25 protein-coding genes are annotated in these 26,176 nt (G+C 67.5%); 7 read left to right on the top strand and 18 right to left on the bottom strand.

The features are described 5' to 3' along the window. Positions 1-15 precede the first annotated feature (15 nt). From lptE to VF167_07485, 4 genes are all read right to left on the bottom strand, one after another. Positions 16-528: an LPS assembly lipoprotein LptE gene (gene lptE, locus VF167_07500; protein HEX6925260.1), complete on the bottom strand. Its 513-nt coding sequence runs from the start codon at positions 526-528 to the stop codon at positions 16-18. 1 nt (position 529) lies between these two features. Beyond that, positions 530-1,174: a hypothetical protein gene (locus VF167_07495; GenBank protein HEX6925259.1), complete on the bottom strand. Its 645-nt coding sequence runs from the start codon at positions 1,172-1,174 to the stop codon at positions 530-532. Positions 1,175-1,315: 141 nt separating this feature from the next. Further along, the gene (locus VF167_07490; GenBank protein HEX6925258.1) at positions 1,316-3,412 is read right to left on the bottom strand and encodes a HEAT repeat domain-containing protein; all 2,097 of its coding nucleotides are present in this window, start codon (positions 3,410-3,412) and stop codon (positions 1,316-1,318) included. A 61-nt stretch (positions 3,413-3,473) separates the two neighbouring features. Continuing rightward, a complete protein-coding gene (locus tag VF167_07485; GenBank protein ID HEX6925257.1) occupies positions 3,474-3,911 on the bottom strand; it encodes a thioesterase family protein in 438 nt (145 codons plus the stop codon). A 166-nt stretch (positions 3,912-4,077) separates the two neighbouring features. Here VF167_07485 and VF167_07480 point away from each other — a divergent pair, with 166 nt between their 5' ends. Beyond that, entirely contained in the window at positions 4,078-4,821 is a 744-nt protein-coding gene (locus VF167_07480; GenBank protein ID HEX6925256.1) for a UDP-2,3-diacylglucosamine diphosphatase, read from the top strand. Here VF167_07480 and murI read toward each other — a convergent pair. After that, positions 4,761-5,594, bottom strand: a complete 834-nt coding sequence (gene murI, locus VF167_07475) for a glutamate racemase (GenBank protein ID HEX6925255.1) — start codon at positions 5,592-5,594, stop codon at positions 4,761-4,763. The two genes, VF167_07480 and murI, sit on opposite strands and share 61 nt — an antisense overlap. Continuing rightward, positions 5,591-6,202, bottom strand: a complete 612-nt coding sequence (locus VF167_07470; GenBank protein HEX6925254.1) for a DUF5683 domain-containing protein — start codon at positions 6,200-6,202, stop codon at positions 5,591-5,593. Before VF167_07470 ends, murI begins: the two co-directional genes overlap by 4 nt. A 155-nt stretch (positions 6,203-6,357) precedes the next feature. Between VF167_07470 and VF167_07465 the strand changes: the two genes are divergently transcribed. Continuing rightward, on the top strand, positions 6,358-7,080 hold the full coding sequence (locus tag VF167_07465) for a rhomboid family intramembrane serine protease (GenBank protein ID HEX6925253.1): 723 nt from the start codon (positions 6,358-6,360) through the stop codon (positions 7,078-7,080). Then, positions 7,074-8,156 carry an adenosine deaminase gene (add, locus tag VF167_07460; GenBank protein ID HEX6925252.1) on the top strand — a complete coding sequence of 361 codons (1,083 nt, stop codon included), beginning with the start codon at positions 7,074-7,076 and terminating at the stop codon, positions 8,154-8,156. The genes VF167_07465 and add overlap by 7 nt, the downstream gene beginning before the upstream one ends. Here the strand turns inward: add and VF167_07455 are convergent. From VF167_07455 to VF167_07405, 11 genes are all read right to left on the bottom strand, one after another. Continuing rightward, a complete protein-coding gene (locus tag VF167_07455) occupies positions 8,140-9,564 on the bottom strand; it encodes a cysteine synthase A (GenBank protein ID HEX6925251.1) in 1,425 nt (474 codons plus the stop codon). The genes add and VF167_07455 overlap by 17 nt on opposite strands. Further along, entirely contained in the window at positions 9,561-9,932 is a 372-nt protein-coding gene (locus tag VF167_07450; GenBank protein ID HEX6925250.1) for an energy transducer TonB, read from the bottom strand. The genes VF167_07455 and VF167_07450 overlap by 4 nt, the downstream gene beginning before the upstream one ends. 20 nt (positions 9,933-9,952) lie before the next feature. Next, positions 9,953-12,520: a DNA mismatch repair protein MutS gene (mutS, locus tag VF167_07445; protein HEX6925249.1), complete on the bottom strand. Its 2,568-nt coding sequence runs from the start codon at positions 12,518-12,520 to the stop codon at positions 9,953-9,955. Positions 12,521-12,675: 155 nt separating this feature from the next. After that, positions 12,676-13,692 carry a DNA polymerase III subunit delta gene (gene holA, locus VF167_07440; GenBank protein ID HEX6925248.1) on the bottom strand — a complete coding sequence of 339 codons (1,017 nt, stop codon included), beginning with the start codon at positions 13,690-13,692 and terminating at the stop codon, positions 12,676-12,678. Positions 13,693-13,709: 17 nt separating this feature from the next. Continuing rightward, positions 13,710-14,243 (bottom strand): zf-HC2 domain-containing protein, encoded by a 534-nt coding sequence (locus tag VF167_07435; GenBank protein ID HEX6925247.1) that lies wholly within the window; start codon positions 14,241-14,243, stop codon positions 13,710-13,712. 225 nt (positions 14,244-14,468) lie between these two features. Beyond that, positions 14,469-15,110, bottom strand: a complete 642-nt coding sequence (locus VF167_07430; protein ID HEX6925246.1) for a sigma-70 family RNA polymerase sigma factor — start codon at positions 15,108-15,110, stop codon at positions 14,469-14,471. A 353-nt stretch (positions 15,111-15,463) separates the two neighbouring features. Then, positions 15,464-16,054, bottom strand: coding sequence for an NUDIX hydrolase (locus VF167_07425; GenBank protein HEX6925245.1), 591 nt, complete (start codon positions 16,052-16,054; stop codon positions 15,464-15,466). Further along, positions 16,051-17,445: a pitrilysin family protein gene (locus tag VF167_07420; protein HEX6925244.1), complete on the bottom strand. Its 1,395-nt coding sequence runs from the start codon at positions 17,443-17,445 to the stop codon at positions 16,051-16,053. The genes VF167_07425 and VF167_07420 overlap by 4 nt, the downstream gene beginning before the upstream one ends. Further along, positions 17,445-18,725 (bottom strand): pitrilysin family protein, encoded by a 1,281-nt coding sequence (locus VF167_07415; protein HEX6925243.1) that lies wholly within the window; start codon positions 18,723-18,725, stop codon positions 17,445-17,447. Before VF167_07415 ends, VF167_07420 begins: the two co-directional genes overlap by 1 nt. 27 nt (positions 18,726-18,752) lie before the next feature. Next, the gene (locus tag VF167_07410) at positions 18,753-19,337 is read right to left on the bottom strand and encodes a YdcF family protein (GenBank protein HEX6925242.1); all 585 of its coding nucleotides are present in this window, start codon (positions 19,335-19,337) and stop codon (positions 18,753-18,755) included. Between the two features lie 4 nt (positions 19,338-19,341). Further along, positions 19,342-20,223 (bottom strand): hypothetical protein, encoded by an 882-nt coding sequence (locus tag VF167_07405; GenBank protein HEX6925241.1) that lies wholly within the window; start codon positions 20,221-20,223, stop codon positions 19,342-19,344. Positions 20,224-20,486: 263 nt separating this feature from the next. Between VF167_07405 and VF167_07400 the strand changes: the two genes are divergently transcribed. Next, a complete protein-coding gene (locus tag VF167_07400) occupies positions 20,487-21,587 on the top strand; it encodes an ATP-dependent 6-phosphofructokinase (GenBank protein ID HEX6925240.1) in 1,101 nt (366 codons plus the stop codon). 154 nt (positions 21,588-21,741) lie between these two features. On the opposite strand, the gene VF167_07395 is transcribed toward VF167_07400, so the two are convergent. Next, complete coding sequence (locus tag VF167_07395) at positions 21,742-22,248, bottom strand: TonB-dependent receptor plug domain-containing protein (protein ID HEX6925239.1); 507 nt, start codon at positions 22,246-22,248, stop codon at positions 21,742-21,744. 305 nt (positions 22,249-22,553) lie between these two features. On the opposite strand from VF167_07395, the gene VF167_07390 reads away from it, so the two are divergent. From VF167_07390 to VF167_07380, 3 genes are all read left to right on the top strand, one after another. Continuing rightward, the gene (locus tag VF167_07390; GenBank protein ID HEX6925238.1) at positions 22,554-23,714 is read left to right on the top strand and encodes a Gfo/Idh/MocA family oxidoreductase; all 1,161 of its coding nucleotides are present in this window, start codon (positions 22,554-22,556) and stop codon (positions 23,712-23,714) included. A gap of 130 nt (positions 23,715-23,844) precedes the next feature. After that, entirely contained in the window at positions 23,845-25,008 is a 1,164-nt protein-coding gene (locus VF167_07385) for a Gfo/Idh/MocA family oxidoreductase (protein HEX6925237.1), read from the top strand. 130 nt (positions 25,009-25,138) lie between these two features. Then, positions 25,139-26,149 carry a sugar phosphate isomerase/epimerase gene (locus VF167_07380; protein HEX6925236.1) on the top strand — a complete coding sequence of 337 codons (1,011 nt, stop codon included), beginning with the start codon at positions 25,139-25,141 and terminating at the stop codon, positions 26,147-26,149. Positions 26,150-26,176: the final 27 nt, after the last annotated feature.

Here is a 26,176-nt window from a genome sequence, read left to right as displayed (position 1 = left end):
CGCCACCGCTGGACGCTACCACTGCGACTGCGCGCCCTCGACGAAGCGCGTCACTAGCTCCTGGATTGCGCGGTTGCGTCCCGCATCCGGGTTCTCGCTGTCGCCGAACGATCCCAGCACTGACTGTCCCTGTGCCCGCCAGAGCACCGCGTCGTTACGCACATCGTAAATCTCGGCGTTGAACACGACGCGTACCTGTCGCTGGGCGACCGGCACCTGGCTCGATCCGGTGGGGTTCTGGTTCGGGCGAACGCTGCTGACGACCTCCTCGTAGCTGGTGACCGCGCCGCGCACCACCGCGTCGGCGACCGACTGGTTCGCGAGCCTCACCCCGAGCTTGCGCGGCAGCTCCCGCTGGAGCGCTCGCTGTATGTCGGTTTCCAGCAGCGGCTGGCTCGTCTCGTTCTCGAAGGGGAGGATGGCGACCGTGCGCACGTGCGAGGGCAGCCCACCGCCCACGAATCCGTAGTTGCACGCCGCGGCGAGGATTGCCAACCCCGCCGCCAGTGGAACACAGCGACGCGTCATCTCACGGGGTCCAGATCTGCTCGGGAAAATTCTGCGCAACGACGTTCTGCTCGATCTCCAGGGTGAGGTTGCGATACGCTGCCCAGTCGCGATAGCTCGCGCGGGTGATCTCACCGGTTTCGGACCACTCCAGCCCGACCGTCTCCAGCGGACCTCTCGATCCCAGGCGCTGCACCTCGCGCAGCCGCGGCTGGGGCTCGTCGCCGACAGTGTACTCGTAAACCTCTCCATCCTCGGTGGCGTAGCGCAACACGGTCACTCCCTCGGCCGCCGTGGCGCTCTGCAGCGTGGCGTCGGAGGGCGGGCGAATCGCGCCCACACCTCCCCAGAGCAGTGCTGGTGAGGGGATGGCCACGTCGGTTCGAACCGCCGCGGGCATGCGTACCTGCTCGCCCACCATGGCGGCTGCGAGCACTGTTTCGTTGCGGGGACCGAAGAGGTCGAGCCTCAAGCGGTCGGGCGGCTGCAATCGAACGACCCCGCGCCCGCTGACCCGCGAGCCGGACTCGTCCAGCCGCCAGCTGAAGGTGATCTGCCGGGGCTCCGTCGGCGCCGTCGCCTCCGCCAGGGCGACGGCGGTGGCGCTGGGATCCGGTACCGGTGTCCCCACCGGAGCGGCCCTGCCCGCCGCGCAGCCGGTCAGCACGGAGCTCGCCAGAAGGAACCCGGCCAGCGCCGAGCAGCGGTGCGCTGCACCGGATGTGCTTCCCGATTCGGCTCGTCGTGGGGCCTTTCGACCGCCGGATCCCCGGAGCCCCTCCTTTCTCCTCCCCGTCATCGTCAGCATTCAGCGCACGCTCCGGATCGAGTCGATGATATCGCCAGGCAGGACCGATTGAATCGTCTCCCGCCCTTCCACCAGCTCGCCGAACGCCGTGTAGGTGCCGTCGAGGTGCGGCTGCGGCGAATGGGTGATGAAGAACTGGCTGCCGCCGGTATCGGGCCCCGCGAGCGCCATGCCCACGGTGCCTGCTCCATAGCGGAGCCGGTTGAGCTCATCGCGGATGCTGTACCCCGGACCGCCCGAAGTGTCCCCACGGGGATCGCCCCCCTGTACCACGAAGCTGGGCACGACCCGCGGCCACTCCTGGCCGTCGAAGAAGCCGGCGTCGGCGAGGGTCAGGAAGTTGTGGACGGTGAGGGGCGCGCTCGCAGGGTGTAGCCGCAGACGGAGCGTGTCACCTCCCGTGACCACCGCCGCTTCGACATTGCCGCCCACAAGGGCCGGAGCCACCAGCCGCTCCACCAGGGAACGATACCAATCCGGGTCGCGGCCCGTGTGGATGGGGAGTGGATCTCCCCAGCGTGCGGCCACGGCGGCCGAGTCGAGCCGCTCGACCGCGCGAAGGCGAAGCAGCGGGTCTTCGGCACGGTCGAAGCGGGCGAGAAAAGCGCGCGTCGCCTGCGGCCCACGCTCGGAGAGCGCACCGAGCCCGTCGAGGGCCGCCAGGGCCGCGTCCGGAACGGTGTCGGCCAGGGCGCGATCGTAGGCGTCGAGCAGGAGCGGCAGCAGCGAAGGGTCGGGATCACGCGCCAGCGCACTCAGTGCCGCCGTGCGGACCATCACGTCGCGGGCGCCGAGCTGCTCCACCAGCAGGTTCCGCAGCGATGCCAGTGCCGAATCCGCGGCCTCGATGAGGGCGTTCAACGCCGCGGCGGCAACCCGCCCATCGGGATCAGCTAGTGCGGCGCGGACCGCCTCCACCCTGCCCCCGGTCGCCAGCGCCACGGCGCGCGCCGCGGCGGACCGCAGGCGCCAGCTCGGAGAGGCGGCGAGCCTGCCCGCGACCTGCTCAGCCGTGACCGGCTCGATCAGGGCGAGCGACTCCGCTGCGGCGGCGCGCAGCGCAGCGGGCACAGAGTCGGCCATGGCGAGCGCCGCCAGATCGGACACAGTCGAGCGGGCCGCGGCGCCCGCTCTGCCCAGCGCCTCGGCGGCGGCGAGCGCCCGGTGTCGATCAGCGGCATGGAGAGCCTGCCGCAGAGTCTCGATTGCGGCCGGTTCGCCGTACCCGCCGAGCACCCGCAAAGCATTGACGGCAACCGTATAGGCGCTGTCGCCGGCCAGCGGGAGGATGCGTTGCAGCGCCTCGGACCGCGACACCCTCGCCGAGTCGAGGCGCTCCGCCGTGAGGGCGCGCAGCGCCTCGGCACGGACGCGCGGGTCCGGGTCGGAGAGAACCTCCAGGAGCCTCGGCGCCGCCCGAGATCCTGCTCCTCGCGCCAGGGCGTAAGCCGCCTTCCAGCGCAGGTCTGCGTCGGCCGCGGCGAGCCATCGCTCAAGGGGCTCGAGCCGCGGAAGCGGTGCCGTCTTCCAGACCGCCAGCAGTGCCTCACCCGCCAGCCGGCCGCGGCCTCCCCCGATCGGCAGGGTGTCAAGCAGGGCGAGGAGCGTCTCTCGTGCCTCGGATCCCCCGACCTTCCCGAGGGCATGGGCCGCTTCGAGGCCGACGGTGACGGTGGTGGAGTCCCCGCTCGCCAGCCGGGCTGCGAGGGCCGCAGCGTGAGTGGAGTCGCCGAGCTGGCCGAGGGCAAAGGCTGCGCTGGCGGCGACGGCCGTGTCCCGGTCGGCCAGGAGCCGCAGGAGGAGAGGCGCCCCCTCGGCCCGTCGCAATCGCCCGAGCGCGATGGCCACTCGGGCGCGGATCCGGGAGGAGGTGTCGGAGGCGAGCGCCTGCAGACGCGATAGATCCAGCTCGCGCCGGTCCTCCAGGCGGATCAGCTCGGCATGGGCGGCGAGGAGCTCGGAAGAGGGCGGGCGTGGCGCAACCTCGCCGACTGTTGCAGTTGGCGCGGGCTGAACGGTGGGGGCACAGGCTGCGAGCAGGGGCAGGCACACCGCCGCCGCAAGGGCACCGGCCCGACAACCGCGCGTCCGGAGCATTTCGGCCATCGCGGGAGCGTGCGGCAAGCTCCCCTCCCCTCTACCTCGCCTGCCGGGTGGTTCAGCCATCGCGCAGGCGCGCGACCAGCTCCGCCGGGAGGGTCCGCGGGCGGGAATTCGGATCGAGCGCGATGAGGGTGGTCTGCGCGGAGACCAGCCGCTGCGGCTCAGCTCTCGGCTCGCCCGCTTCGGGGATGCGGAAGATCGTGTAGTCGAAAGTGACCGAGCGCGAGCGGACCTCGCGAACCCGGGTCTCGACCCGGATGAGGTCGTCGTACCGGGCGGCGGCGTGAAAGCGCAGGCTCGCGTCAGACACCGCGAGCGCGACCCCCTTCCTCTCGACCTCCGCATAGGAGGCGAAGCGCTCCCGGATCAGCTCCGTCCGGCCGATCTCGCACCACACCAGGTAGTTGGCGTGATAGACGACCCCCATCTGGTCGGTCTCGGCGTAGCGGACTCGGAACTCGATCGTGCTGGTGCGATCCTGCGCCTCGGGCATGGGGTGGAGCTCGGGTGAACGGCCTCTCGGAAGAGCCGGGATTGTAGTCCGGAGGCGCGGAGAGTGTCAATCACCGGGGGGTATCGATGGGTAAGCCGTCGCAAAGGCTGAATTCGCAGCCAGCCGCATTGTGGCGCCGCCTGCCGGCCGGTACTTTGGCGCACCCATGAGCGAGAAGCCCTTTCTGATCGTATCGGACACGCACCTTGGCGCGGTGCCGGAGAGCACCGAACGCGCCTTCCGCCACTTCCTGGAGACGGAGGCACGCAGTGCCTCGGGGCTCCTGATCAACGGCGACCTCTTCGATTTCTGGTTCGAATACCGCTCGGTGGTGCCGCGCAAGCACTACCGGGTGGTCGCCGCACTCGCGAACCTGGTGGAGGCGGGGGTCCCGGTGTGGTTCATGGGCGGGAACCACGACGCATGGGGAGGCGACTTCCTGGAGAAGGATGTCGGCGTCACCGTGCTGCGCGAGCCGACGATCCTCGATCTGGCGGGGAGAAAGGCGCTGGTGGCCCACGGCGACGGCGTCGGGGCCGGTGACCTGGGCTACCGGGCGCTGAAAAGGTTCATCCGACATCCCCTGACCGTCGGCGCCTTCCGGCTTCTCCACCCGGACTGGGGCTCCTGGATCGCGGAGCGGGTCTCGACCACCGAGGAGAAGGCGATCCCATCGGATACCAGCAACCTGACCCGCGCCGAGCCGATCCGCGCCTGGGCGCGCGAGAAGCTGCTCGAAGATCCCTCCCTTCAGCTCGTTGTGGCCGGCCACTCGCACGTGCCCGAGCTGGAGGAGGTGGCGCCAGGCCGGTTCTACGTGAACTCAGGGGACTGGGTGCGGCACCGTACCTACGTCGTGCTCGATCCGGACGGCTCTCCCCCCCACCTGCGGAGCTGGTCCACCGACTGAACCTCGATCGGCCCTGTCCAGAGGCGGCGCACGATGGCCTCTACCTGCTCGCGGTCACCGGTGGTCAGCAGGCGAATGTCCCCCGGACCATCGTTGATCGCGAGAGCATCCATCCCGGCCAGCACGCGCTCGACCTGCCGCGCCACGGCTTCGCCGCTGTCGAGCACCTCGACCTCGGCGCCCATCACGTCCTGGATCGCGTCGCGCAGGAAAGGATAGTGCGTGCATCCGAGAACCAGCTTGTCGATCCCCGCTTCCCGCAGCGGAGCAAGCGTCCGGTCCAGCAACCGCTCCACGCTCTCCCCCGAGATCTCTCCCGCCTCCACCAGCTCGACCAGCTCCGGCGAGGCGCGCTGGAAGATCTCGACATTCTGGCCGTAGGTCTGCACCAGGCGGTGAAATCGCGCAGTCTGAAGGGTCGCCGCGGTGGCGAGCACTCCGATCCGCCCGACGCGGCTGTTCGCCGCCGCCGGCTTCACCGCCGGCTCAAGCCCGACAATGGGCACGGAGTACTCCTCGCGCAGCGTCTCCAGCGCAGCTCCCGAGGCGGTGTTGCAGGCAACGACCACCGCCTTCGCTCCCCGGTCGATCAACTCGCCGACCACCGCCACCGAACGGCCGCGAATCACTTCGAGGGGACGTCCTCCGTAGGGGCAGAAGGCGTGGTCCGCGAAGTAGAGGAGGTCCTCGCCGGGCAGGCGCCTGCGGATCTCCCGGGCGACGCTGAGGCCACCGACTCCCGAGTCGAAGATGCCGATCGGAGCCGGGTTCACCGCCGCCCCCCCACGTCGAAGCGCACCTGGAAGCGCGCTTCGCCATTCGGCCCCGGCGCTGCGCCCACGTGCCCGGGGAAGTCGGCGAGCTGCGCGGAGACGTATGCGTCGGCCGCGGAGAACAGCGCCCAGAAAATAGAGAGCGTGATCCAATCCTCCACCTGCTGCGCCCGCGTTGCCGCCAGCGAATCGCGTTGCTGGAGCCCCAGCCTGCCGGCCTCACGCAACTCGCTCTCCCGCTTGCGCGCGGCCGCGAGCGCGCGGTTGGACTTATAGACCATCCACAGACTACCCGCTTCCAGGGCGAAGTAGAACGCGCCCCGTCCCGGGGCGTCGACGTACGCCTGGCCCCACCCCGGGAGGACCAGCGACCGGATCAGCGCGGAGTGGGCGGAGTACGGGGCAACGTAAGCGGGGACGGAGTCCTCCGGGGCCGCTTGTGCTGTGTCTGCCGCCGCCGTGTCCACCACGGCTGTGTCGACGACTACTGTATCCACTGCCGCCGTGTCCCCGGGGAGCACCTGGGCGTGCAGCCGGGGGGGGCCTCCCGCCGTCAGGGCAAGGATAGCCAGCGCGAGCGCCACAAGCGGGCGGAGCAGCAATGACATCGACGCGATCGGATGACAGTGGGCACGGTTCTTATAGCTTCCGGTCCGCGTCCGTGCCCGAGGGTGGCGCGGCGGAAGGCCGGCGGAAAATAGACAGAGCTGCTCGCTGCGGGAAGTCCGCGAGGAGCGTGTAACCAACACGACGGAGTCGAGCGTTGATCCCCATCCGAGATGAGAATCCGACCGAGCTGACACCCTTCGTCTCGATGATCCTGATCGGGTTGAATGTCGCGGCCTGGATTCTTCTCCAGGGCGCGGGCTCGCCGCCGGTGTTGCTGGCCTCCATCGAGGCGTTCGGCAGTGTGCCGTGCGAGGTCACCGGGGGGTGCCCGGTGCGCGGGCTGGGTCAGAGCGCGCTGCTCACCTCGCTTTTCATGCACGGCAGCTGGGGACACCTGATCGGCAACATGGTCTTCCTCTGGGTGTTCGGGAACAACGTCGAGGACTCGATGGGGCACCTGCGCTTCATCGTCTTCTACCTGGTGTGCGGCCTCACCGCCTCGGCCGCGCACATCCTCTTCGCGCCCAACAGCGCGATCCCCATGGTCGGGGCTAGCGGTGCGATCAGCGGGATCATGGGCGCATACGTCCTTCTCTATCCTCGCGTGCGGGTCCACACCTGGCTGCCGCCGTTCTTCTTCGTCGACCTGCCTGCCTGGTACTTCCTCGGTTACTGGTTCGTGATTCAGTTGATGATGGGACTCTCGAGTCTGGCGCCCACCATGGCGGAACAGGGTGGAGTCGCCGTCTGGGCTCATGTGGGCGGGTTCGTGGCGGGGGTGGTGTTGATCCGGTTGTTCGAGAAGCGTCGATTGACCGAGGCCAAGCGAAAGAAGGTGAAGCTCTCGCGCGCCGAGATCGCGGATCTGGAATGGTGATCGATACGCTCCCCGACCGTTCGCGGGGACGGCCTCGTCCCCCGTCAATCGATCCCGATCGGCTCCGCCAGATGCCCAAGGCGGAGCTGCACGTGCATCTGGACGGGTCACTGCGCGCGACGACCATGCTGGAGCTCGCGGCCGAGCAGCAAAAGCCCCTTCCCCGCTCCGACGCGCGCAGCCTGCGGGACTACATGCACGTGACGGACGCCCGCAACTTGGTGGAGTACCTCGAACGCTTCGAGGTCACCCTCTCGCTGATGCAGACCGCCGAGAGCCTCGAGCGCATCGCCTACGAGTTGGCGGAGGACCTCGCGGGCGAGAACGTTCGCTACGCGGAGATCCGCTACTCGCCGTTGCTACATACGCGCGAGGGCCTGCCCTTGACCGAGGCGGTGGACGCACCGCTGCGAGGGCTGGCGAGGGCCGAACGCGAGCTGGGGATCCGAACCGCCCTGATCATCTGCGGGATTCGCAACATGGACCCCGCGACGTCGCGCGACCTGGCGGACCTCACGGTAGCCTACAAGGGGCGTGGAGTGGTGGCTTTCGACCTGGCCGGCGCCGAGTACAACTACCCGGCCAAGAAGCACCGCGACGCCTTCTACACGGTGATCAACCGCAACATGGCCACGACGATCCACGCGGGAGAGGCGTACGGACCGGAATCGATCCACCAGGCGCTGCACTACTGCCGCGCGAACCGGATCGGCCACGGAACCCGGCTCTACGAGGATCCCGACCTGATGCGCTACGTGCGGGATTTTCGCATCCCCATCGAGATCTGCCTGAGCTCGAACGTGCAGACGCGCGCGGTGGCCAGCTATGCCGATCACCCCGTGCGTCGCTATTTCGATGAGGGAATCGTGGTGAGTCTGAACACGGACAACCGCCTGATGAGCGGCACCACGCTCACCGAAGAGTACCGTCTGGCGCACGAGCACCTGGGCTTCTCCTGGGAGGAGCTGAAGCAGGTGGCGCTGATGGCCTTCGACGCCGCTTTCCTTCCCTGGGACGAGAAGCAGCGGATAATCGGGAGGGTGAAGGAGGAGATGGCGGCTATCCCTTCCCCGTGAGATAGCTCAGCACATCGAAGCGCGTGATGATCCCCGCGAGCGTGCCCTCATGACGGACGAGCACGGCCGGATTCTGACGGGTGAGCAGGCGGGTGACCGCCTCGAGCGGCATGTGCTCGTCGATGACTGGGAGCGGCGGGTCCATCAACTCCTGCACGGGGAGATCCAGCACGCTCGGGTTCTCCACCACACGCGCCATCAAGGTGGCGTCGGTCACGTGCCCCACGCAGTCGCCTTCCGCGATCACCGGGAGCTGTGAGATGTTCCGGCTCGTCATGAACTCGAGCGCGCGTCGAACCGGCGTGGCGGGCTCGACTGACACGATCGTCTCGGGCACGTCGTGCGACTTGAGTGACATCATCAGGGCAGCCGTCACCCGCGCGGGCTCCAGCAGCTGGTGCTCTCGCAGCCACTCGTCGTTGTACAGCTTGGACAGGTAGCGCTCGCCGGTATCGCATAGCATGGTGACCACGCAGGCGTCCGGATCATCGATCTCCCGGGCCACCTCGAGCGCCACATGGGTGATCAGCCCGCTCGATCCTCCGACGAAGAGCCCCTCCTCCCGGGTCAGGCGGCGCGCCATGGCGAAGGCAGTCCGGTCGTCCACGCTGCGCCATTCGTCCACGACCGTCAGGTCGAGAGTCCCAGGGATCTTGTCCTGGCCGATTCCCTCGACTTTGTAGGGCGTCCCTTCCCCCTTCTTGCCGGTCATTGCGTACTCGCGGATGATCGAGCCGACCGGATCTCCGCCGATGATGCGGATGTCGGGGTTCTTCTCTTTCAGGTAGCGACCCACTCCGGTGATGGTGCCACCGGTTCCCGCCGCAGCGACGAAGTGGGTGATCCTGCCCTCCGTCTGCTCCCACAGCTCGGGGCCGGTGGTCCGGTAGTGCGCTTCCGGGTTCGCCTGGTTGTAGAACTGGTTGGCGAGGATGGCGTTCGGAGTTTCTTCGGCGATGCGCCGCGCCATCACCACATAGTTGTCGGGGTGATCCGGCGGCACCGCGGTGGGGGTGATGATTACCTCGGCCCCGAAGGCCTTCAGCAGCCGCACCTTCTCCTGGCTCATCTTATCCGGGATGGTAAAGATGCAGCGGTAACCCCTGGGCACCGCAGCGATCGCCAGACCGACCCCGGTATTCCCGCTCGTCCCCTCGACGATCGTCCCGCCCGGCTTGAGGAGCCCCTCCCGTTCCGCCGCTTCGATGATGGCCGGGCCGATCCGGTCCTTCACCGAGCCGCCGGGGTTCATGAACTCTGCTTTGCCGAAAACCGGCGTGCGGATCCCCTCGGTGACGCGCCGCAGGCGGATCAAAGGCGTCCAGCCGATGAGATCCAGGACCGAATCGTACGGCCGTCGGTGAGGGACCTCCCGGGGGTCCGAATCAGAGGGAAGGTTGGTGCTCAAGGCACTGCTCCAGCGCTGTCGCTCCCCGGAAGGTCGAACTGTACCGGAAGGAGTACCCACGTGCCTACCGGTCCGTCATTCTGCCGCGCGGGCTCGAACTGCAGGTCGCGGGCGCCGTGCACAGCGGCGCTGTCGAAGGCGGGATATTCGCTGGGTTTCTCGACCCGAACCGTGTCCACCCGGCCTTCCTCGTTCACCCACAGGCGCAGAATCGTCTCGCCCTCCACCCCCGCGTCCCACAGCTCCTCGGGATAGTGAAAGGGGGAGCCCGGAAGCTGCCGGGGGGGCGTGACCGGCGCGGCCTCCTCACATCCTACCACCGCGGTCGCGATAAGCGGCAGGAGCGCCGCAACTGACGGAAGTCTCACGTGGAGCGACTCGAGAGGGTTCAACTTCTCGCCTGCGCGGAGAGCTCCGCGAGCAGGACGATCGCTTCGATAGGCGTCAGACGGTTTACGTCCACGCCCCGCAGGCGTTCCAGGACCGGGTGATCCTGGGCTTCGAAGAGGGGGAGCTGCACGTCGGCAGCGGGCCTGGTCGATCCGTTCGCCATTCCGCCTTCCAGCTCCCGGAGCAAGGTCCGCGCACGGCCGATCACCTCGACGGGAAGGCCAGCCAGACGCGCAACTTCGACACCATAGGAGCGGTCGGCACCACCCGCAACGAGCGAGCGCAGGAACACGATGTTCTCGCCATCCTCCTTCACCGCCACACTGTAGTTGACCACGCCGGGCAGCCGCTCCGCCAGGCGGGTAAGCTCGTGGTAGTGGGTGGCGAAGATGGTCTTGGCGCCGACTCGCTCGTGAATGTACTCGGTGACGGCCGTGGCGACGCTCATCCCGTCCCAGGTCGACGTCCCCCGGCCGATCTCGTCCAGCAACACCAACGACCGGCGGCTCGCGCCGTTCAGAATGGCGGCGGTTTCCGTCATCTCGACCATGAAGGTCGACTGGCCGCGAACCAGGTTGTCTGACGCCCCCACGCGGGTGAAGATGCGGTCGCAGATCCCGATGCGGGCCTCGCGGGCGGGGACGAAGGAGCCCACCTGCGCCAGCAGCTGGATGAGCCCCACCTGCCGCAGCACCGTCGACTTCCCCGCCATGTTCGGTCCCGTGAGGATCATGATCCTCGCCTCTCCATCGAGGCGGACGTCATTGGGGATGAAGTCCTCGCGGGGCATCATCGTCTCGACCACGGGGTGGCGCCCGGCACGAATGACCAGCTCGTAGCCGTCGTGGACCTCGGGTCGCACGTACTCGCGACGAACCGCCACCTCCGCCAGCGCCGCCAGTACGTCGAGCGCCGCCACGTGGCTGGTGAGCTCCTGCAGCCTGGGAACCAGCGCGGCGACCTGCCGGCGCACGTCCTCGAAGAGCTTGCTTTCCAGCGCCAGGATCTTCTCCTCCGCGCCGAGGACCTTCTCCTCCCACTCCTTCAATTCGGGGGTGATGTACCGCTCGGCGTTGGTGAGCGTTTGCCGGCGCTGGTATTCCTCCGGAACCCGCTCGAGGTGCGTGCGCGTCACCTCTATGTAGTAGCCGAAGACCTTGTTGTAGCCGACTTTGAGCGACCCGATGCCGGTGCGCTCGCGCTCCTGCGCCTGCAGCCGCGCGATCCATTCGACCGCCCCCTCGCGGAGCGAGCGGAGCTCGTCGAGCTGCGGGTCGAATCCGGGGCGGATCACGCCCCCGTCGGCGAGGTTGAGCGGGGGGTCGTCGCTGATCGCCGCGGCGACCAGCGCCCGTAGGTCGTCCAGCGGGTCGAGTGCTTCGCGATGTCGGGCGAGGACGTCAGCGCGGGCCTGCGCCAGCGCGGACTTCAGGGCCGGGACATGGGAAAGGGATGCGTCGATCGCCAGCAGGTCTCGCGGAGTGCACCGGGCGGAGCCGACCCGCACGGCCAGGCGCTCCAGGTCCTTGATGCTGCCCAGCTCCTTCCGCAGCTCGCGGCGCATGGAGGTGTCGTCCACGAGCTCCTCCACTGCGTCCTGCCTCCCCACGATCGCCTCGCGGTCGATGAGCGGCGACAGCAGCCAGCGCCGCAGGAGTCGACCGCCCATGGGCGTGAGCGCTTCGTCCAGAACCCCGAGCAGGGTCTGCCCGTCGGCGGATCCAAGCGGTTCGACCAGCTCGAGGTTGCGGCGGGTCATCTCGTCGAGCTGCATCTCCGTGCCCCCGCGCTCGATGCGCGGCGGCCGGAGCACGCCTGCCGCGGCAGGCTGCGTCTCGGCGAGGTAGGCGACGAGCGCGCCGGTGGCCCCCACCAGGAGGCCGTCGCCGGGACCAAAGCCGAACCCCTCGAGGGTGACCACGCCGAAGCGCCGGCGTAGCTCTTCCTCGCCGCTGGGGGCGTCGAACATCCAGTCGCTGCGATGAGTGCAGACCACGCGGTCCGCGCCCGGGATGGGGAAGAGCTCCCAGGACCGGGGCAGGAGGATCTCGGAGGGTTCCAGCCGCCCCAGGAGATCCGGGAGCTCTTTCCAGTTCGACGGCTGCACCCCGAGCTCGCCGGTCGAGAGATCCGTCCAGGCGACAGCAAGCTCCCCCGATGGATCGGACTCGCCGGTGATGGCCAGGAGGAAGTTGTTGCGTCGCGCGTCGAGCAGGCCCTCGCTGAGTGCTGTTCCCGGAGTAACCATCTCCGTAACCGCACGACGCACGATCCCCTTGGCCTGAGCGGGATCTTCGACCTGTTCGCAGATGGCCACGCGCCGCCCCAGCTTGACCAGGCGCTGCAGATAGGTCTCCAGCGCCGGCACCGGGATTCCCGCCAGCGGGGCGCGGGAGGAGCCGTTGTTCCGCGACGTGAGGGTGAGGTCGAGGAGGCGAGCGCCTTCCTCCGCGTCCTCGTAGAACATCTCGTAGAAGTCGCCCACGCGGAAAAGGACCAGGGCGTCCTGGTGGCGGGACTTGATCTCCCGCCACTGCTGCATCAGTGGGGTGTCGTCAGCCGCCATCGAGTTCCGCTCGGCGAGGGGCCCTGCAGGCGTTCGCGGGGCAGGAATCGGCAAGAAGAATGAAACGGCGAAGATAGACCGGCCCGGAGAGGGAGGCAACCGGCCGGTTCTGACCCCAAGTCAGCAGAGCCGCCACCACGGCCGCTCCCCCATGCTCAGGCGGCGACAGCGCCCGAGTGCGCACCGGCCAGCCTTAGCAGCAGCTCCTCGATCGCCTGTCGATCGGTCAACGGCGCGCTCTTGAGGAGTCGGTCGGTGCGGAGCAGGTCGGCCAGGGCGGCGTCCAGCTCCTCCACCGTCCAGGCGCGGGCCGCCGCGCCCACCCGTCGCGCCAGCCAGCGCTGGTTCGGCGGCAGCTCCTTCTCAAGCGCCGCCGGACCCCCGGCCACCGCGATCCCCACCCGTAAGAGGTGCCCGCCCATCCCGGCGACCAGCCCTACCGCGCTCTCCCCCGCTTCGAGCAACTCGGGCAGGAGCCGGAGCGCCTCCTCGAAGCGCCGCTCTCCCACCAGGTCAAACCAGGCCCAGCGATCCACCCGGGGGATGTAGCCGCCTACCGCGCGCACGTCGTCCAGGGTGATCGTCTTCCTGCCCGAAGCAAAGGAGGCGAGCTTCTCCAACTCCGTGGAAAGGACGCCGAGATGACTGCCGATCGCGCTCACCAGCGCCCGCGCGGCGTCGATCTCCAGCTCGAGGCCGTGCTCCTCGCGCGCGTGCTCCGTCAGCCACCCGGGGAGGTCGTTCAGCCCGAGGCGGGGGAATTCGACTGAGATCGTCAGCTTCTGCAACTGGTCGTAGAACTTGGCGCGGCTCCCGGAGGGCTTCTGCCCGCTCAGAACCAGGACCAGCCCTGCCGGTGGCGAGGCGGCGACCGATTCCACCACCTCGCGAGCCTTCGGGGAGAGCCCCTGCACGTCACGTACGACGACCACGCGGTGCTCCGCCATCATCGGCGGGGTGGCCAGGATGGAGGCCAGGGTCTCCGGCGTGACATCGTCACCGCGGAGCTGGTCGAAGTTGAAGTCGCGGGTCGTCGGGTCCAGAACCGCGGCAACGACACGCTGCACGGCGGCCTCGCGCAGGTGCTCCTCCTCCCCGTGGAGGAAGTAGGCGCCGGCCGGCTGCTCCTGCTCGAGATGCCGCGCGAAACGTGCGGGGGTGAGAACGGGCACGACTCCGAAGCCGGTGACTAATGCCCGTAGAGGCTGGCCGGGCGATAAGCGAGGGTGGTGGTGGGCCCCATCGCTTCCCGGAACAGCAGACTCCGACTGTAATACCCGGTGGCGGGCAGCTGCGGCAGCACCACCGCGGGTGTCGGGCTCCGCATGAGGACCGGTGTCAGGTCGTGGTAGGGTGCGTGAGCGACGATCGGCGGCAGCCGCACGGGGTCAGCGGGAGCAGGTCGGAGGGTCGGGATCCACGCACCGATTCCGAGGGCCGCGCAGATCATGAGGGTCACCGCCAGCGAAGCGCCCGAGCCGTGCTTGCCGCTCGCCTGCTCCAACGCATACAAGCGCCCCTGGAGTCGAACCTGGAAGTCCGGCGACGGCGCCAATGGAGGGAGCGATCGAAAGACCTGAACCCCACTCCCGATCACCCGGTCGTACCGGGCGCAGGAGTCGCACACCCGAAGGTGCGCCTCGAAATCCTCCCTCCGCTCCGCCGAGACGTATCCGTCCCGGAAATCGGAGTAGGACTCGAGAAACTCAGCGCAATCGATCATCGGAGCAGCAACCAGTGAAGGAGATACCGGCCGCGGAGGCCGCGTGACATGCACCCCTTCTACCGGCCACTGTGGCCTAAGTTCCAGCCTCGGCGAGCCCTTTCGGCGGGCCGAAATGCTGTGCCCCCGCCCCCCTCAAAGAGCGAAAGACCCCGCCGGGAGTCCAGCGAGGCCTTTCGCGTCTCGTGCGCAGCCTTCGGGGCGGCGACCGCCCGGCGTGCCTTCTCAGGAAAGCAGCGGCGCGATGATCTGCGCGAAGTTGTTGCGCGCGCGGTTCAAGCGGCTCTTCACCGTGCCGAGGTTGCAGGAGGTGATCTCCGCGATCTCCTCGTAGGTCTTCCCCTCGAGCTCGCGCAGGACGAAGACCACGCGGTGGTGCTCCGGCAGCTCCTCGACGGCCGCCTCCACCATCTGCCGAAGGTGGCGCTTACGGAAGAGGTCGTCCGGACGAAAGGTGTTGTCCTCCCACTCCAGCGGCTTCTGGTCCGCGTCCCAGTTCTTCTTGATCGCCTGGAAGAGCACCAGCGGGTTGCGCGAGCGATTGCGCAGCTCGTTCTTGGCCAGGTTCGACGCGATCGTGTAGATCCAGGTCGAAAACTTCTTGGACTGGTCGAAACGATGCAGGTGGCGATAGACGCGGATGAAGGTCTCCTGCACGAGATCTTCTGCGCGCTCCCGATCGCCTGTGGTGCGGTACACAAAGTTCAGCAGTCGACCCTGGTAGCGGTCGACGAGGACATTGAAGGCTCGCTTCTCCCCCTCGAGGAAGGCCGCGACCAGACCGCTGTCGTCCATTTCGCTCAGCGCGTCCCGCGGGGGTTGAGGATCCACCCCAAAGGCCCCGTCCACGGCGGATGATCTGGCCATCTTTCCCCCTGATATTGCCTTCGTGAATTCGGGATTGCCGTCCGGGATCGGGCGCCGCGAAGCGACGCTCGTAGACCGAGATCGAGCAGATTCCATACCATGTACCACCCCCTGTTCCCTGCCTCCTAACCCTCTATTCCGCATGAATTTACTTCGACGGAGGCAGGGATCCAAGCTGGGGGTGTATCCTTCTGTGTCCTTCAGTGAGGACAGGCGTGTGAGCAAAGCGGGACACGTCCGCTCGCTCGGACCACCGCTTTGCTCTGGTCACTACGAATGCGAAGGGGTGACGGTTTTCCTTCCGGCACCACCCTGCTGCTCTAACGTATGGTCGGGAAGCCGATTGCGTTGGGTCAGCGGGCGGGTCTGCTCGCCGACAGGAGGTAAGTCCAGGCGAAGAGGAGGGTGACTACGGTCTTGGCGTCGGTGATCTCTCCCTGCCGAATCAGGTCGAGGGCATGCGAAATGGGCATCCGCTCGACCTCGATGTACTCGTCGTGGTCGTGGGCCGTGTTTCCCTCGCGCAGGCCCTCGGCGAGGTACAGGTGGATGTACTCGTCAGTGAAGCCCGGCGTGGTGTGGATTCCCGTCAGTCGGGTGAAGCGGTCGGCCGTGTATCCGGTCTCTTCCTCCAGCTCCCGCCGGGCGCACACTTCCCAGTCCTCGCCCGGCCGGTCGGGCCGTCCAGCGGGGACTTCGAGCATGTACCCGCCGCCGGCATAACGGTACTGCCGGATCAGCACGATTTCCGGGTCGGGATCGTCGCGCTCGCTCAGCAGGGGCAGCACGGCCGCCGCACCGGAATGCCGGATCATCTCCAGCTCGCCGACCTTACCGTCCGGAAAGCGGACGGTGTCGATGCTCAGGTGGACGATCCGCCCGTTGTGAACCGGGACAGAGGACAGCTTCACCGGGGCTTCCCCGCCCTGTGTACGGTCCGTCACGGCAGATCCTCCACGTTGACGACCTCGACCGGCCCGAGGTCGAGTGCTTCGACGGGCCCACGGACCTGCGCCGCGTCCCCCACGATCACCACGCACATCTCCTCCGGCCGCACGTGCTGTCGGGCCACCCGCAGCACCTCGTCCGCCGGCACCTCGAGCACCCGGTCGCGGTAGGCGTCGAAGTAGTCCAGCGGCAGGCCGTGCAGCGCCAGCTCGACCAGTCGGGCCGTGACCCCCTCCGTAGTCTCCAACCGAAGCGGGAATACTCCGGCTATGTAGTTCCGAGCGTCCTGCAGCTCGCTGGCGGACACCGGAGCATCGCGGATCGCCTCTACCTCTCGGAAGATCTCGGTCAGCGCCGCAGCGGTCACCTCGCTTTGCACGGCGGTGGAGATCACGAATGGTCCGGGGTTGCGACGCATGGCGAACCCGGAGGAGACTCCGTAGGTGAAGCCCTGCTTCTCCCGCAGGTTCAGGTTGAGCCGGCTGGTAAAGGCCCCGCCGAGGATCGTGTTCATCACGATCAGCGGGAAGTAGTCGGGGGTGCTGCGCGCAACCCCGACGTGTCCCACCCGCAGCTCCGACTGTACCGACCCGGGTCGGTCCACGATCACCACTCGACGCGCGCGCGCCGCGGGCGCCGAGCTGACCACTGGACGCACCGAGGCGGGGCCGACCCAGTCGCCGAAGGTCGCTTCGGCGAGGTCACGAACGTCCTCCGGATCGAGGTTTCCGGCGACCACGAGAGTCGCGCCGAAGGGCGTGTAGTGGCCGCGATGGAAATCGACGATGTCTTGCCGCGTGAGCCCTTGCAGGGTGTGGGTGGTGCCGCCCAGCGGTCGCGAAAACGGGCTCTCGGGCGCAAAGAAGAACCGGGCGGCGACCTCGTTGGCCAGACCGCGCGGCTCCGCCCGCCGTTGCAGGATCGAGGCGATATGCTCCTTGCGCACCCGATCCACCTCGTCGCCCGGAAAGGAGGGGCTTCGCACCAGCTCGGCCATCAGCTCGGTGCCGGGGGAGAGCGTGGAGGTGAGCGCCGTCAGCTCCACCTCCGTGGTGTCCCAGCCGGTGCCGACGCCAAAATGCGCACCGAGGCTCTCGAAGGTCTCGGCGATCTCGAACGCTGACCGCCGATCCGTTCCCGAATCGAGGAGAGCCCCGGAAAGCGAAGCGAGGCCGGCACGATCCTCCGGCTCGAAGACGCCCGAAGCGGGGACGAGCAACGCCAGGGTCGCCACCGGGAGACCTTCGGTCCTCGCGGTGAGCACCGGAAGGCCGTTCGCCAGCTCGAACCGCTCGATGACCGGAAAGGCGAACGGACGACGCGGCCCGGGGCCGGGGGGCTGCGAGCGATCGACGCGCTCGGGGGTGGGTGTCGCGTTGGTTCCCATCAGCCGTTCCCTCCCCCGGCACGGGGCACGTAGGTGAGCGTGACCGCGCCTCCTCTGCTGAGGTAGGCGAGTGCGAAGCGCCGGATGTCGTCGGGGGTCACCGCGCGGTAGCGATCGAGTTCGGTGTTGATGCGGTACGGGTCGCCAAAGAGCGTCGTGTACATGGAGATCTGGTCGGCCCGTTCCCCCACCTGCTGCAGTCCGATCACCTGCCTGGCCTCGATGCTCGTCAGCGCTCGCGCCAGTTCGTGGTCGGGGATCCCGCCATGCAGAGCCTCGAGCTCCGTCCAGAGTGCCGCCTCCAGCTCCGCGATGTCGACCCCGGCATGGGCAGTGGCCCAGATCACGATCATCGCCGCCCCGGTCACGATCGGAAAGGCGAAGGCCACCACGCTCTGCGCCAGCTTCCGCTCCCGCACCAGCGAGCGGTAGAGCCGCGAGGACTTGCCGGTGGCCAGGAGGTGAGCAAGGACGTCGCCGGGATAGAAGTCTTCGTGCCCGTAGGCAGGCGTTCGAAAGGCCAGGTACACGCGCGGCAAGGCGATCTGGCTCTCCACCGTGACGCGGACCGGCTCGGGTCGGGGGATCGGGATCGCGGTACGCCCGGGAATTGGCGGAACCTCGGGACCGCGGGGGATCGGACCGAAGTAGCGATCAACCAGCTCCCGCGCACGAACCGGATCGAAGTCGCCGCAGATGGTGAGCACGGCGTTGTTCGGCGCGTAGTAGGTGCGGAAGAACTCCCGCACGTCCTCGAGCGTGGCCGCATCGAGATCGGCCATGCTGCCGATTACCGAATGGTGATAGGGATGATCCTCCGGATACACCAACGCCTGGATCCGCTCGTCCCAGTCACCGTAGGGCTGGTTGTCGACCCGCCAGCGCCGCTCGTTCTGCACGACGCTGCGCTGGTTGTCCAGCTTCTCCTGGGTCATGGCCGGGAGCAGAAACCCCATCCGGTCGGACTCCAGCCACAGGGCGAGCTCCAGCCAATCGGCCGGGACCGTCTCGAAGTAGTTCGTGCGGTCGAGCCAGGTGGATCCGTTCATCGATCCGCCCACCCGCTCGATGTGAGCGATGTGGGCGGTGTCGGGCACGTGCTCCGAGCCCTGGAACATCATGTGCTCGAACAGGTGGGCGAATCCCGTGCGCCCTTCCCGCTCGTTGCGGCTGCCGACGTTGTACCAGAGGTTCACCGCCACCACGGGCTGACGGTGGTCCTCCGACAGCACGACCCTCAGGCCGTTGGGCAGCTCGTACGGTTCTACCGGGAAATCCATGCAGCGGCAGTTTCGTTGCGGTGGCTCTCAGGCGATTCCGAGCAATACGAACGGGAGGATCAGGCTCTCGCGCAGCAGGAATCGCCACTCCGTTTCCGATCCCTCGCGAATCGGGCTGGTCCGGGTCGGCGAGCTGTACGGCCTGATCCCCAGGCGTGACGCCACGAGACGAAGCCGCAGCATGTGAAAGGGATCACTCACCAGCACCGCCGAGTGCAGGCCGCGCTCGCGCATCAACCGGGCGACGGCTCGCAGCGACTGCTCGGTGCTGATCCCGGTTCGCTCGACAAGGATACTGGTCGAGGGAACACCCGCCTTTACCGCATACCGGCGCCCCACCTCCGCCTCGCTGATCGTGTCTCCCACCCCGACTCCCCCGGTCAGGATCAACGTGCTGGCGATGGAGTCCCGATAGAGGGCGATCGCGTGATCCAGCCGCGCGCGCAGCACTGGCGACGGTCGTCCCTGATACTGGGCAGCTCCGAGCACGACGATGGCATCGGCGGGACGCGCCTGGTCACGATGGCCGAACAGATAGATAGCGAAAACCGATCCACCCCAACCCAGCGCGGCCACGAAGATCGTCCACCCGAGGATGCGGGCTGCCCTCATCGGCTCACGGCCGGGTGAGGATCCGCTCGTGGAAGACCCGCGGTAGCACTTCTTCCAGGAGCAGGCGGCGCGCCGCTTCCGCCCCCGCGTCCAACGCCTCTTCCACCTCCACGACCAGCGCCTCGTCGGCGGGGATGGCGGCGGCCCCGGCGCGGGCCAGGGCGGTCCACGCCTCGTCGATCCATCCTTCGGCCCCCGCTGCGAGCGCCGCGACGATCTGCACCTCCCCCTCCTCCTCGAGCTCGGGCGCCGTCCGCACCACCACCTCGGCTCCCTCCTCCTCCTCGCCCGACAGCATGCGCATGAAACCGGCGAGGAGGCGGGCTTCCACGTCTTCGGCGGCGAGCTCGGCGGCCTGCTCGAGGCTTGCCGCGGCGGACTGGGTGTCCCCGGCCAGCCAGTACGCCAGCCCCAGCTCCCGGTGGATCGCGGCGTCCTCGGGATCGAGGTCGCGCGCTGCCACCAGCTCGCTCACGGCCAGCTCCACCATCCCCTCGCGTGCGAGGTACGAGCCGTACTGGTAGCGTGCGGCGGCGAAGTGCGGCGCGGTCAGCGCCGCCAACCGAAGGACGCCCTCCGCCTCCGGGTCGTCGAACCGGGCGAGCCCGGCGCCCAGGAGCACCAGGATGTCCGGGTCCGTGGGCTGCGCGGCGAGGCCCTTGCGGAAGTAGTCGTACGCGAGCCCACGTGCCTCCATCTCACCGGCGACGGTGCCCAGCATGGCCATGAGCATGGGATCGTCCGGATACTCGGACTCCATTCCCTGCAGTAGCTCGAAGGCCTCGCTCCACCGCTCCTCGTCGGTGAGGCGCGAGGCTTCCTGCAGCCGCGGGTCCAGCTCGAGCTGGGGTGCTTGCTGTTCGGTGCCGTTCGCTTCCTTCGCCATGCTTGCCCGTGTGGCTGAAAAGGCCGGAAGGATGAAGCCGGCCTGAGGTCGCACAACATAGAGGGGTATTGCTACGGTGGCGAGAGGACCTGCACGGCCGATGCCTACGGGCGGTGCCGGTGGGCGCGAAGGTTGCCGCTCCCCCGGGCTTACTTGTGCGGAGGCGGGACGCTTGCCAGAATCCCCGGCTTCGACCAGGCGGCGGCACGAGGGCTTGTGCGGCCGCCGAACGGCGTAGCAGGAGATTCGCACCACCTGATTTGATGAACAGCTACAACCAGATCCGGCGGATCGCCATCAATACCGGCGGAGGCGACGCACCGGGATTGAACGCGGTGATCCGTGCCGCGACACTCACGGCGCTCCAGAATGGCTGGGAGGTCGTTGGCATCCGGCGGGGATACATGGGGCTGCTGGTCCCGGAGATCGACGGCGAGCCCGGGCTGGTGCCGCTCACCGCGGACATCATCAGCGGCATCACCCACCTGGGCGGCACCATCCTGGGAACCACCACGCGAGGCAACCCCTTCGGTCTCGAGGTTCGCACTCCCGATGGCACCTGGGGGAGCGGCGACCGTTCGCAGGAGATCATCGACCGTTTCCGCGAGGCGCAGATCGATGCGCTCATCGCCATCGGCGGTGACGGATCGCTGCGGATCGCGCACATCCTGTTTCAGCGGGGATTGCGCGTGGTGGGCGTGCCGAAGACGATCGACAACGACCTCGCCGCCACCGACGTGACGTTTGGCTTCCAGACCGCGGTGGAGGTGGCGACCGACGCCATCGGGCGCCTCCACTCGACCGCCGAGGCGCACCAGCGGGTGATGGTCGTGCAGGTGATGGGGCGGCACACCGGGTGGATTGCCATGGAGTCGGGTCTGGCGGGTGGAGCGGACGTGATTCTGATCCCCGAGATCCCTTACTCCGTCGACGCGATCGTAGATAAGATCCGGGAGCGGGAGCGGAGTGGTCGGCGCTTCAGCATCGTGGTGGTGGCGGAGGGGGCGCGGCCGGTGGGGGGCGAGCCGAGCTTCGTGGGCGACACCAAGCGCTACGGTGGCATCGCCGAGCGGCTGGCCAGCGAGATCGAGGAGAGGAGCGGGAAGGAGACGCGGACGCTGGTGCTGGGGCACATCCAGCGGGGTGGTTCGCCGATCCCCTATGACCGCAACCTGGCGCTCCGCTTCGGCGCCGCCGCCGTCCGCTGTGTGGAGCGCGGCAACTACGGCTGCATGGTCGCGCTGCAGGGGAACAGCATCCGCGCCGTCCCGCTCGGCGACGCCATCCAGGACATCAAGCGCGTCCCCATGGACGGCGAGCTCGTGCTGACGGCGCGGCGGCTGGGGATATGCTTCGGGGACTGACGCGGCCTCCGGCCGAATTACGAATTACGAATTACGGGGGGCACCGGTTCCTGGATGTCGCAGCCAACGTCTGGGTGGCGCTGCAACTCCGCGAGTGGCCTCGAAATCTCGTGAGCGGCAGCCGCCAGTAATTCGTAATTCGTAATTCCAGCCTTTACCTCGCCCGCTTGGTCGTGATCAGCACCACTCCGTTCGCGCCGCGGCTGCCGTAGATGGCGGTGGCGCCCGCATCCTTGAGGATGTCGATGCGGGCAATGTCGGCCGGGTTGAGGCCGATGAGGGCGCGACCGGGGGCGGTGTGGACCGGCATGCCGTCGATCACGAAGAGCGGCTCGGAGCTGCCCATGAAGGTCGAGACTCCGCGGATGCGGAGCGTGAACTCTCCGTTGCGGTTGCGGATGACCTGGACGCCGGCGAAGCGACCCTCGATCATCTCCTCCACGCGGGTGACCTTCTGCCCCGCGATGTCTTCCGCCGTGACCGACCCCACCGAACCGGTCACATCCTCCCGATCCTGCGTGTCGTAACCGACACGCACCTGCTCGTCGGGATCGGATTCCGTGGGTGGCCGGAACCCGTTACCGGCGCAAGCCGTCGATCCGACGGCCAGGAGCGCCAGTGTGACCTTCCGCGCGAGGCGGGACCGATCGCGATGATGCATGCTCCCCTCCCCTGGCAGGTGACCCGGCGTGCCCCGAGGAGATCGGGGTTCCTGGCTCGTCTCGTCACAGTACGGGAGGAGGCGCCAGGAATTCTGCAGATGATTTGAAGCGGCCCCGTACCGTCGCTTCGTCGGGCTGCTCGAGAAACGCTGCAATTACGAGTCCCAAGCCACTGCGCCTACAGATGGTTACAAAAACCGCGCGGAGGCCGTTTGGGGGATGCCTTGAAACCACACTCGAGGCCACGTACCTTGCCCCGCGACACGACACCACTCCGCAACCCCACCACAGACCACACGCGACAATGCCTCTGGATCGAAAGATTCGCTACGGGATGGTAGGAGGAGGTCCTGGCGCCTTCATCGGCGGGGTACATCGTAAGGCGGCCGCCCTGGACGGAGAGATCGAGCTCGTGGCGGGCGCCTTCTCGTCGTCGGCCGAGAAATCACGTCAGCAAGGGCGGGAGCTCTTCCTGGATCCGTCCCGCGTGTACGACTCCTGGGAGCAGATGGTGGAGAGGGAGAGTCGACTCCCGGAGGGCGAGCGAATCGACTTCGTCTCCATTGTAACACCCAATGTCTCCCATTTCCAGATTGCTCGCGCCTTTCTCGAGGCGGGCTTCCACGTCGTCTGCGACAAGCCGATGACGACCACCCTGGAGGACGCCGAGGAGCTCTGCCGGCTGGTGGAGCAGAAGCAGGCTGTCTTCGTCCTCACCCACAACTACACCGGCTTTCCCATGGTCAAGCAGGCGCGCGAGCTGGTGCGCCAGGGGAAGCTCGGGACGATTCGCAAGATCGTGGCGGAGTACCCTCAGGGATGGCTGGCGAAGGCGGCCGGCATCAACATGTGGCGTCTCGACCCCAAGATCGCCGGGATTTCCTCGGCCGTCGGTGACATCGGGCTGCACGCGTGGCACCTGGCGCGCTACATCACCGGTCTGGAGCTGGAGGCGGTCTGCGCCGACACCACCACCTTCGGCTCCGGATACGAGCTGGAGGACGACGCCAACCTCCTGGTTCATTACCAGGGGGGCGCCCGCGGCATCATCTACTCCTCGCAGATTTCCGTCGGTGAGGAGAACGGGCTGCGCGTGCGGATCTACGGCACCGAAGCGGGCCTCGACTGGCGGCAGGAGAATCCCAACTACCTCCGCGTGATGTACGTCGACCAGCCCGAACGAGTCTACAAGCGCGGCAACGACTACCTCGACCCCATCGTTCGCCACAACTCGCGCATCCCCTTCGGGCATCACGAAGCCTTCATCGAAGCCTTCGCGAACATCTACCGCAACGCCGCCCGCACCATCGCCGCCCGTATCGCGGGAGAGCAGCCGGGTGAGTTCGACACCGACTTCCCCACCGTGCAGGAGGGCGCGCGCGGCGTGCACTTCATCGAGACCGCCATCCGCAGCGGACGTGAGGGAGGCTGGGTAGAGGCGAGATATACGCCCCCGGGCGGGTGAAAATAGCGTTCATGATTTTGAACTTTGAATTTTTGATTTTGAATTGATTGCGGGGCGCATATCTCGGCCTTAATTCAAAATTCATACTTCAAAATTCAGAATTTCACACTAATCTCTAAGGTTCGACTCAATGGAACCGATTAATGTTGCGGTCATCGGGTCCGGCTTCATGGGAGCGGCCCACGTGGACGGGCTCCGGCGTGTGCCGGGGGTGAACGTGGTGGCGATCTCCTCGATCGATCGCCCGCGCGCGGAGGAGCTGGCCGCCAACTTCGCCATCCCCCACGTCTACGACGACTGGCGTGACATCCTGCGGCACCCGGATATCACCGCGGTGCACAACTGCACGCCGAACAACCTCCACTACGAGGTGAACCGGGAGTTGATCGCGGCCGGCAAGCACGTCCTCTCGGAGAAGCCGCTGACGCTGACTTCGGAGGAATCGGCGGACCTCGTGCGCTTGGCGCGGGAGAAGGGGGTCCTCACCGCGATCAACTTCAATTACCGCGGTTACCCCATCATCCAGCACGCGCGGGGGATGGTGGAGCGAGGCGAGCTCGGCGACCTGCACCTCGTGCAGGGGCACTACCTGCAGGACTGGCTGCTGCACGACACCGATTACAACTGGCGGCTGGAGTCGAAGATCAGCGGCGCTTCCCGCGCCATTGCGGACATCGGCTCCCACTGGTGCGACCTGATGCAGTTCGTCACCGGCCGTAAGATCGAGCGTGTCTTCGCGCAGCTCTTCCGCGTGCATGAGACCCGCAAGAAGCCGCGCCAGGAGGTGGAGACCTACAAGGGGAAGGAGCTGGGCGCCCCGCAGGAGTACGACGAGGTCGCCATCGACACTGAGGACGGAGGCTTCCTGCTGCTGGAGTTCTCCGGCGGGTTGCGCGGCTCGTTGACGGTCTCGCAGGTGAGCGCCGGGCGGAAGAACCGGCAGTGGTTCGAGATCGACGGCAGCAAGCGGGCGATCGCCTGGAATCAGGAGGAGCCCAACCAGCTCTGGATCGGCTACCGCGACCAACCCAACGAGGTCCTCATCAAGGACCCGTCGCTGCTCGACGCCAACGCGCGCACTTACGCCCACTATCCCGGCGGCCACCCGGAGGGCTACCCCGACGGCCCGCGCAACCTGTTCCTGAACTTCTATAAGGCAATCCGCGCCGGTGTCGGCAACCGCCCCGACCCGCTCGGCTTCCCGACCTTCGAGGACGGCCACGTCGAGGTGAAGGTGGTGGAGGCGGTGCTCAAGAGCAATGAATCGCGCACCTGGGTGGACATAAAGCTTTAATTACGAATTACGAATTACTGCTTCGCGGTTTTCCGTTTTCGCGGCAGACTTTCTGACTTCCAATTCGTAATTCATAATTCGTAATTCGTAATTTCCGCTTTCACTTTGCAAACTCAAACCAATCTGCGTTATGTCCCGACCAGTCACACTTTTCACCGGACAGTGGGCCGATCTTCCCTTGGAGGAGCTTGCACAGAAGGCCTCCTCGTGGGGATTCGATGGGCTCGAGCTGGCGTGCTGGGGCGACCACTTCGACGTGGAGCGGGCGCTCTCGGAGGACGACTACTGCCAGGGGCGCCGTGACCTGCTCGCCCGCTACGACCTGGAGGTGTATGCGATCAGCAATCACCTGGTCGGGCAGGCGGTGTGCGACCGGATCGACGAGCGGCACAAGGCCATCCTGCCGGAGCGGGTGTGGGGCGACGGCGATCCGGAGGGGGTGCGCCAGCGGGCGGCGGAGGAGATGAAGAACACCGCCCGCGCCGCGGCCAAGCTCGGCGTGAAGGTGGTGCCCGGCTTCACCGGCTCGTCGATCTGGCACCTGCTCTACAGCTTCCCGCCGGTGCCGGACTCCATGATCGATGCCGGGTATCAGGATTTCGCCGATCGCTGGAACCCGATCCTGGATGTCTTCGACGAGGTGGGTGTGCGCTTCGCGCTCGAGGTGCACCCGACCGAAATCGCCTTCGACATCTCATCCGCGGAGAGGGCGCTCGAGGCAGTGGGTCGGCGTGAGGCCTTCGGCTTCAACTACGATCCCAGCCACCTCGGTTACCAGGGGGTGGACTACGCCGCCTTCATTACTCGCTTCGCCGACCGCATCTACCACGTCCATATGAAGGACGTCTGGTGGTCGGAGCACCCGAAGCCCTCGGGCGTCTTCGGTGGTCACCTCCCGTTCGGGCACCGCGACCGGTACTGGGATTTCCGCTCGCTGGGGCGCGGAAGCATCGATTTCGAGGAGGTGATCCGGGCGCTCAACCGCGCAGGGTACGATGGTCCGCTCTCGATCGAGTGGGAGGACATCGGGATGGACCGCGAGCACGGCGCGGAGGAGGCGTGCGGCTTCGTGCGCTCAGTGGACTTCCCCGCCTCGGGGGTTGCATTCGACGCCGCTTTCGCACGCGACGCGCAGGCCTGATTCCACGCCACCGTCCGAGGGGCGCGC

The organism is Longimicrobiaceae bacterium, assembly GCA_036375715.1.
GTDB lineage: Bacteria > Gemmatimonadota > Gemmatimonadetes > Longimicrobiales > Longimicrobiaceae > DASVBS01.
Note: the sequence above shows the minus strand (reverse complement) of the source record. Positions and strands in the feature narration are given on the sequence as shown.

What these genes read in the sequence shown, in the direction of transcription:
- VF167_07395 (HEX6925239.1), bottom strand. Translation starts at nt 22,248, where the DNA reads ATGCATCATCGCGATCGGTCCCGCCTCGCGCGGAAGGTCACACTGGCG.
- VF167_07485 (HEX6925257.1), bottom strand. Translation starts at nt 3,911, where the DNA reads ATGCCCGAGGCGCAGGATCGCACCAGCACGATCGAGTTCCGAGTCCGC.
- VF167_07415 (HEX6925243.1), bottom strand. Translation starts at nt 18,725, where the DNA reads ATGGATTTCCCGGTAGAACCGTACGAGCTGCCCAACGGCCTGAGGGTC.
- VF167_07420 (HEX6925244.1), bottom strand. Translation starts at nt 17,445, where the DNA reads ATGGGAACCAACGCGACACCCACCCCCGAGCGCGTCGATCGCTCGCAG.
- VF167_07430 (HEX6925246.1), bottom strand. Translation starts at nt 15,110, where the DNA reads ATGGCCAGATCATCCGCCGTGGACGGGGCCTTTGGGGTGGATCCTCAA.
- VF167_07490 (HEX6925258.1), bottom strand. Translation starts at nt 3,412, where the DNA reads ATGCTCCGGACGCGCGGTTGTCGGGCCGGTGCCCTTGCGGCGGCGGTG.
- lptE (HEX6925260.1), bottom strand. Translation starts at nt 528, where the DNA reads ATGACGCGTCGCTGTGTTCCACTGGCGGCGGGGTTGGCAATCCTCGCC.
- VF167_07470 (HEX6925254.1), bottom strand. Translation starts at nt 6,202, where the DNA reads ATGTCATTGCTGCTCCGCCCGCTTGTGGCGCTCGCGCTGGCTATCCTT.
- VF167_07390 (HEX6925238.1), top strand. Translation starts at nt 22,554, where the DNA reads ATGCCTCTGGATCGAAAGATTCGCTACGGGATGGTAGGAGGAGGTCCT.
- VF167_07435 (HEX6925247.1), bottom strand. Translation starts at nt 14,243, where the DNA reads ATGATCGATTGCGCTGAGTTTCTCGAGTCCTACTCCGATTTCCGGGAC.
- add (HEX6925252.1), top strand. Translation starts at nt 7,074, where the DNA reads ATGGTGATCGATACGCTCCCCGACCGTTCGCGGGGACGGCCTCGTCCC.
- VF167_07385 (HEX6925237.1), top strand. Translation starts at nt 23,845, where the DNA reads ATGGAACCGATTAATGTTGCGGTCATCGGGTCCGGCTTCATGGGAGCG.
- VF167_07405 (HEX6925241.1), bottom strand. Translation starts at nt 20,223, where the DNA reads ATGGCGAAGGAAGCGAACGGCACCGAACAGCAAGCACCCCAGCTCGAG.
- VF167_07410 (HEX6925242.1), bottom strand. Translation starts at nt 19,337, where the DNA reads ATGAGGGCAGCCCGCATCCTCGGGTGGACGATCTTCGTGGCCGCGCTG.
- VF167_07400 (HEX6925240.1), top strand. Translation starts at nt 20,487, where the DNA reads ATGAACAGCTACAACCAGATCCGGCGGATCGCCATCAATACCGGCGGA.
- VF167_07380 (HEX6925236.1), top strand. Translation starts at nt 25,139, where the DNA reads ATGTCCCGACCAGTCACACTTTTCACCGGACAGTGGGCCGATCTTCCC.
- mutS (HEX6925249.1), bottom strand. Translation starts at nt 12,520, where the DNA reads ATGGCGGCTGACGACACCCCACTGATGCAGCAGTGGCGGGAGATCAAG.
- VF167_07480 (HEX6925256.1), top strand. Translation starts at nt 4,078, where the DNA reads ATGAGCGAGAAGCCCTTTCTGATCGTATCGGACACGCACCTTGGCGCG.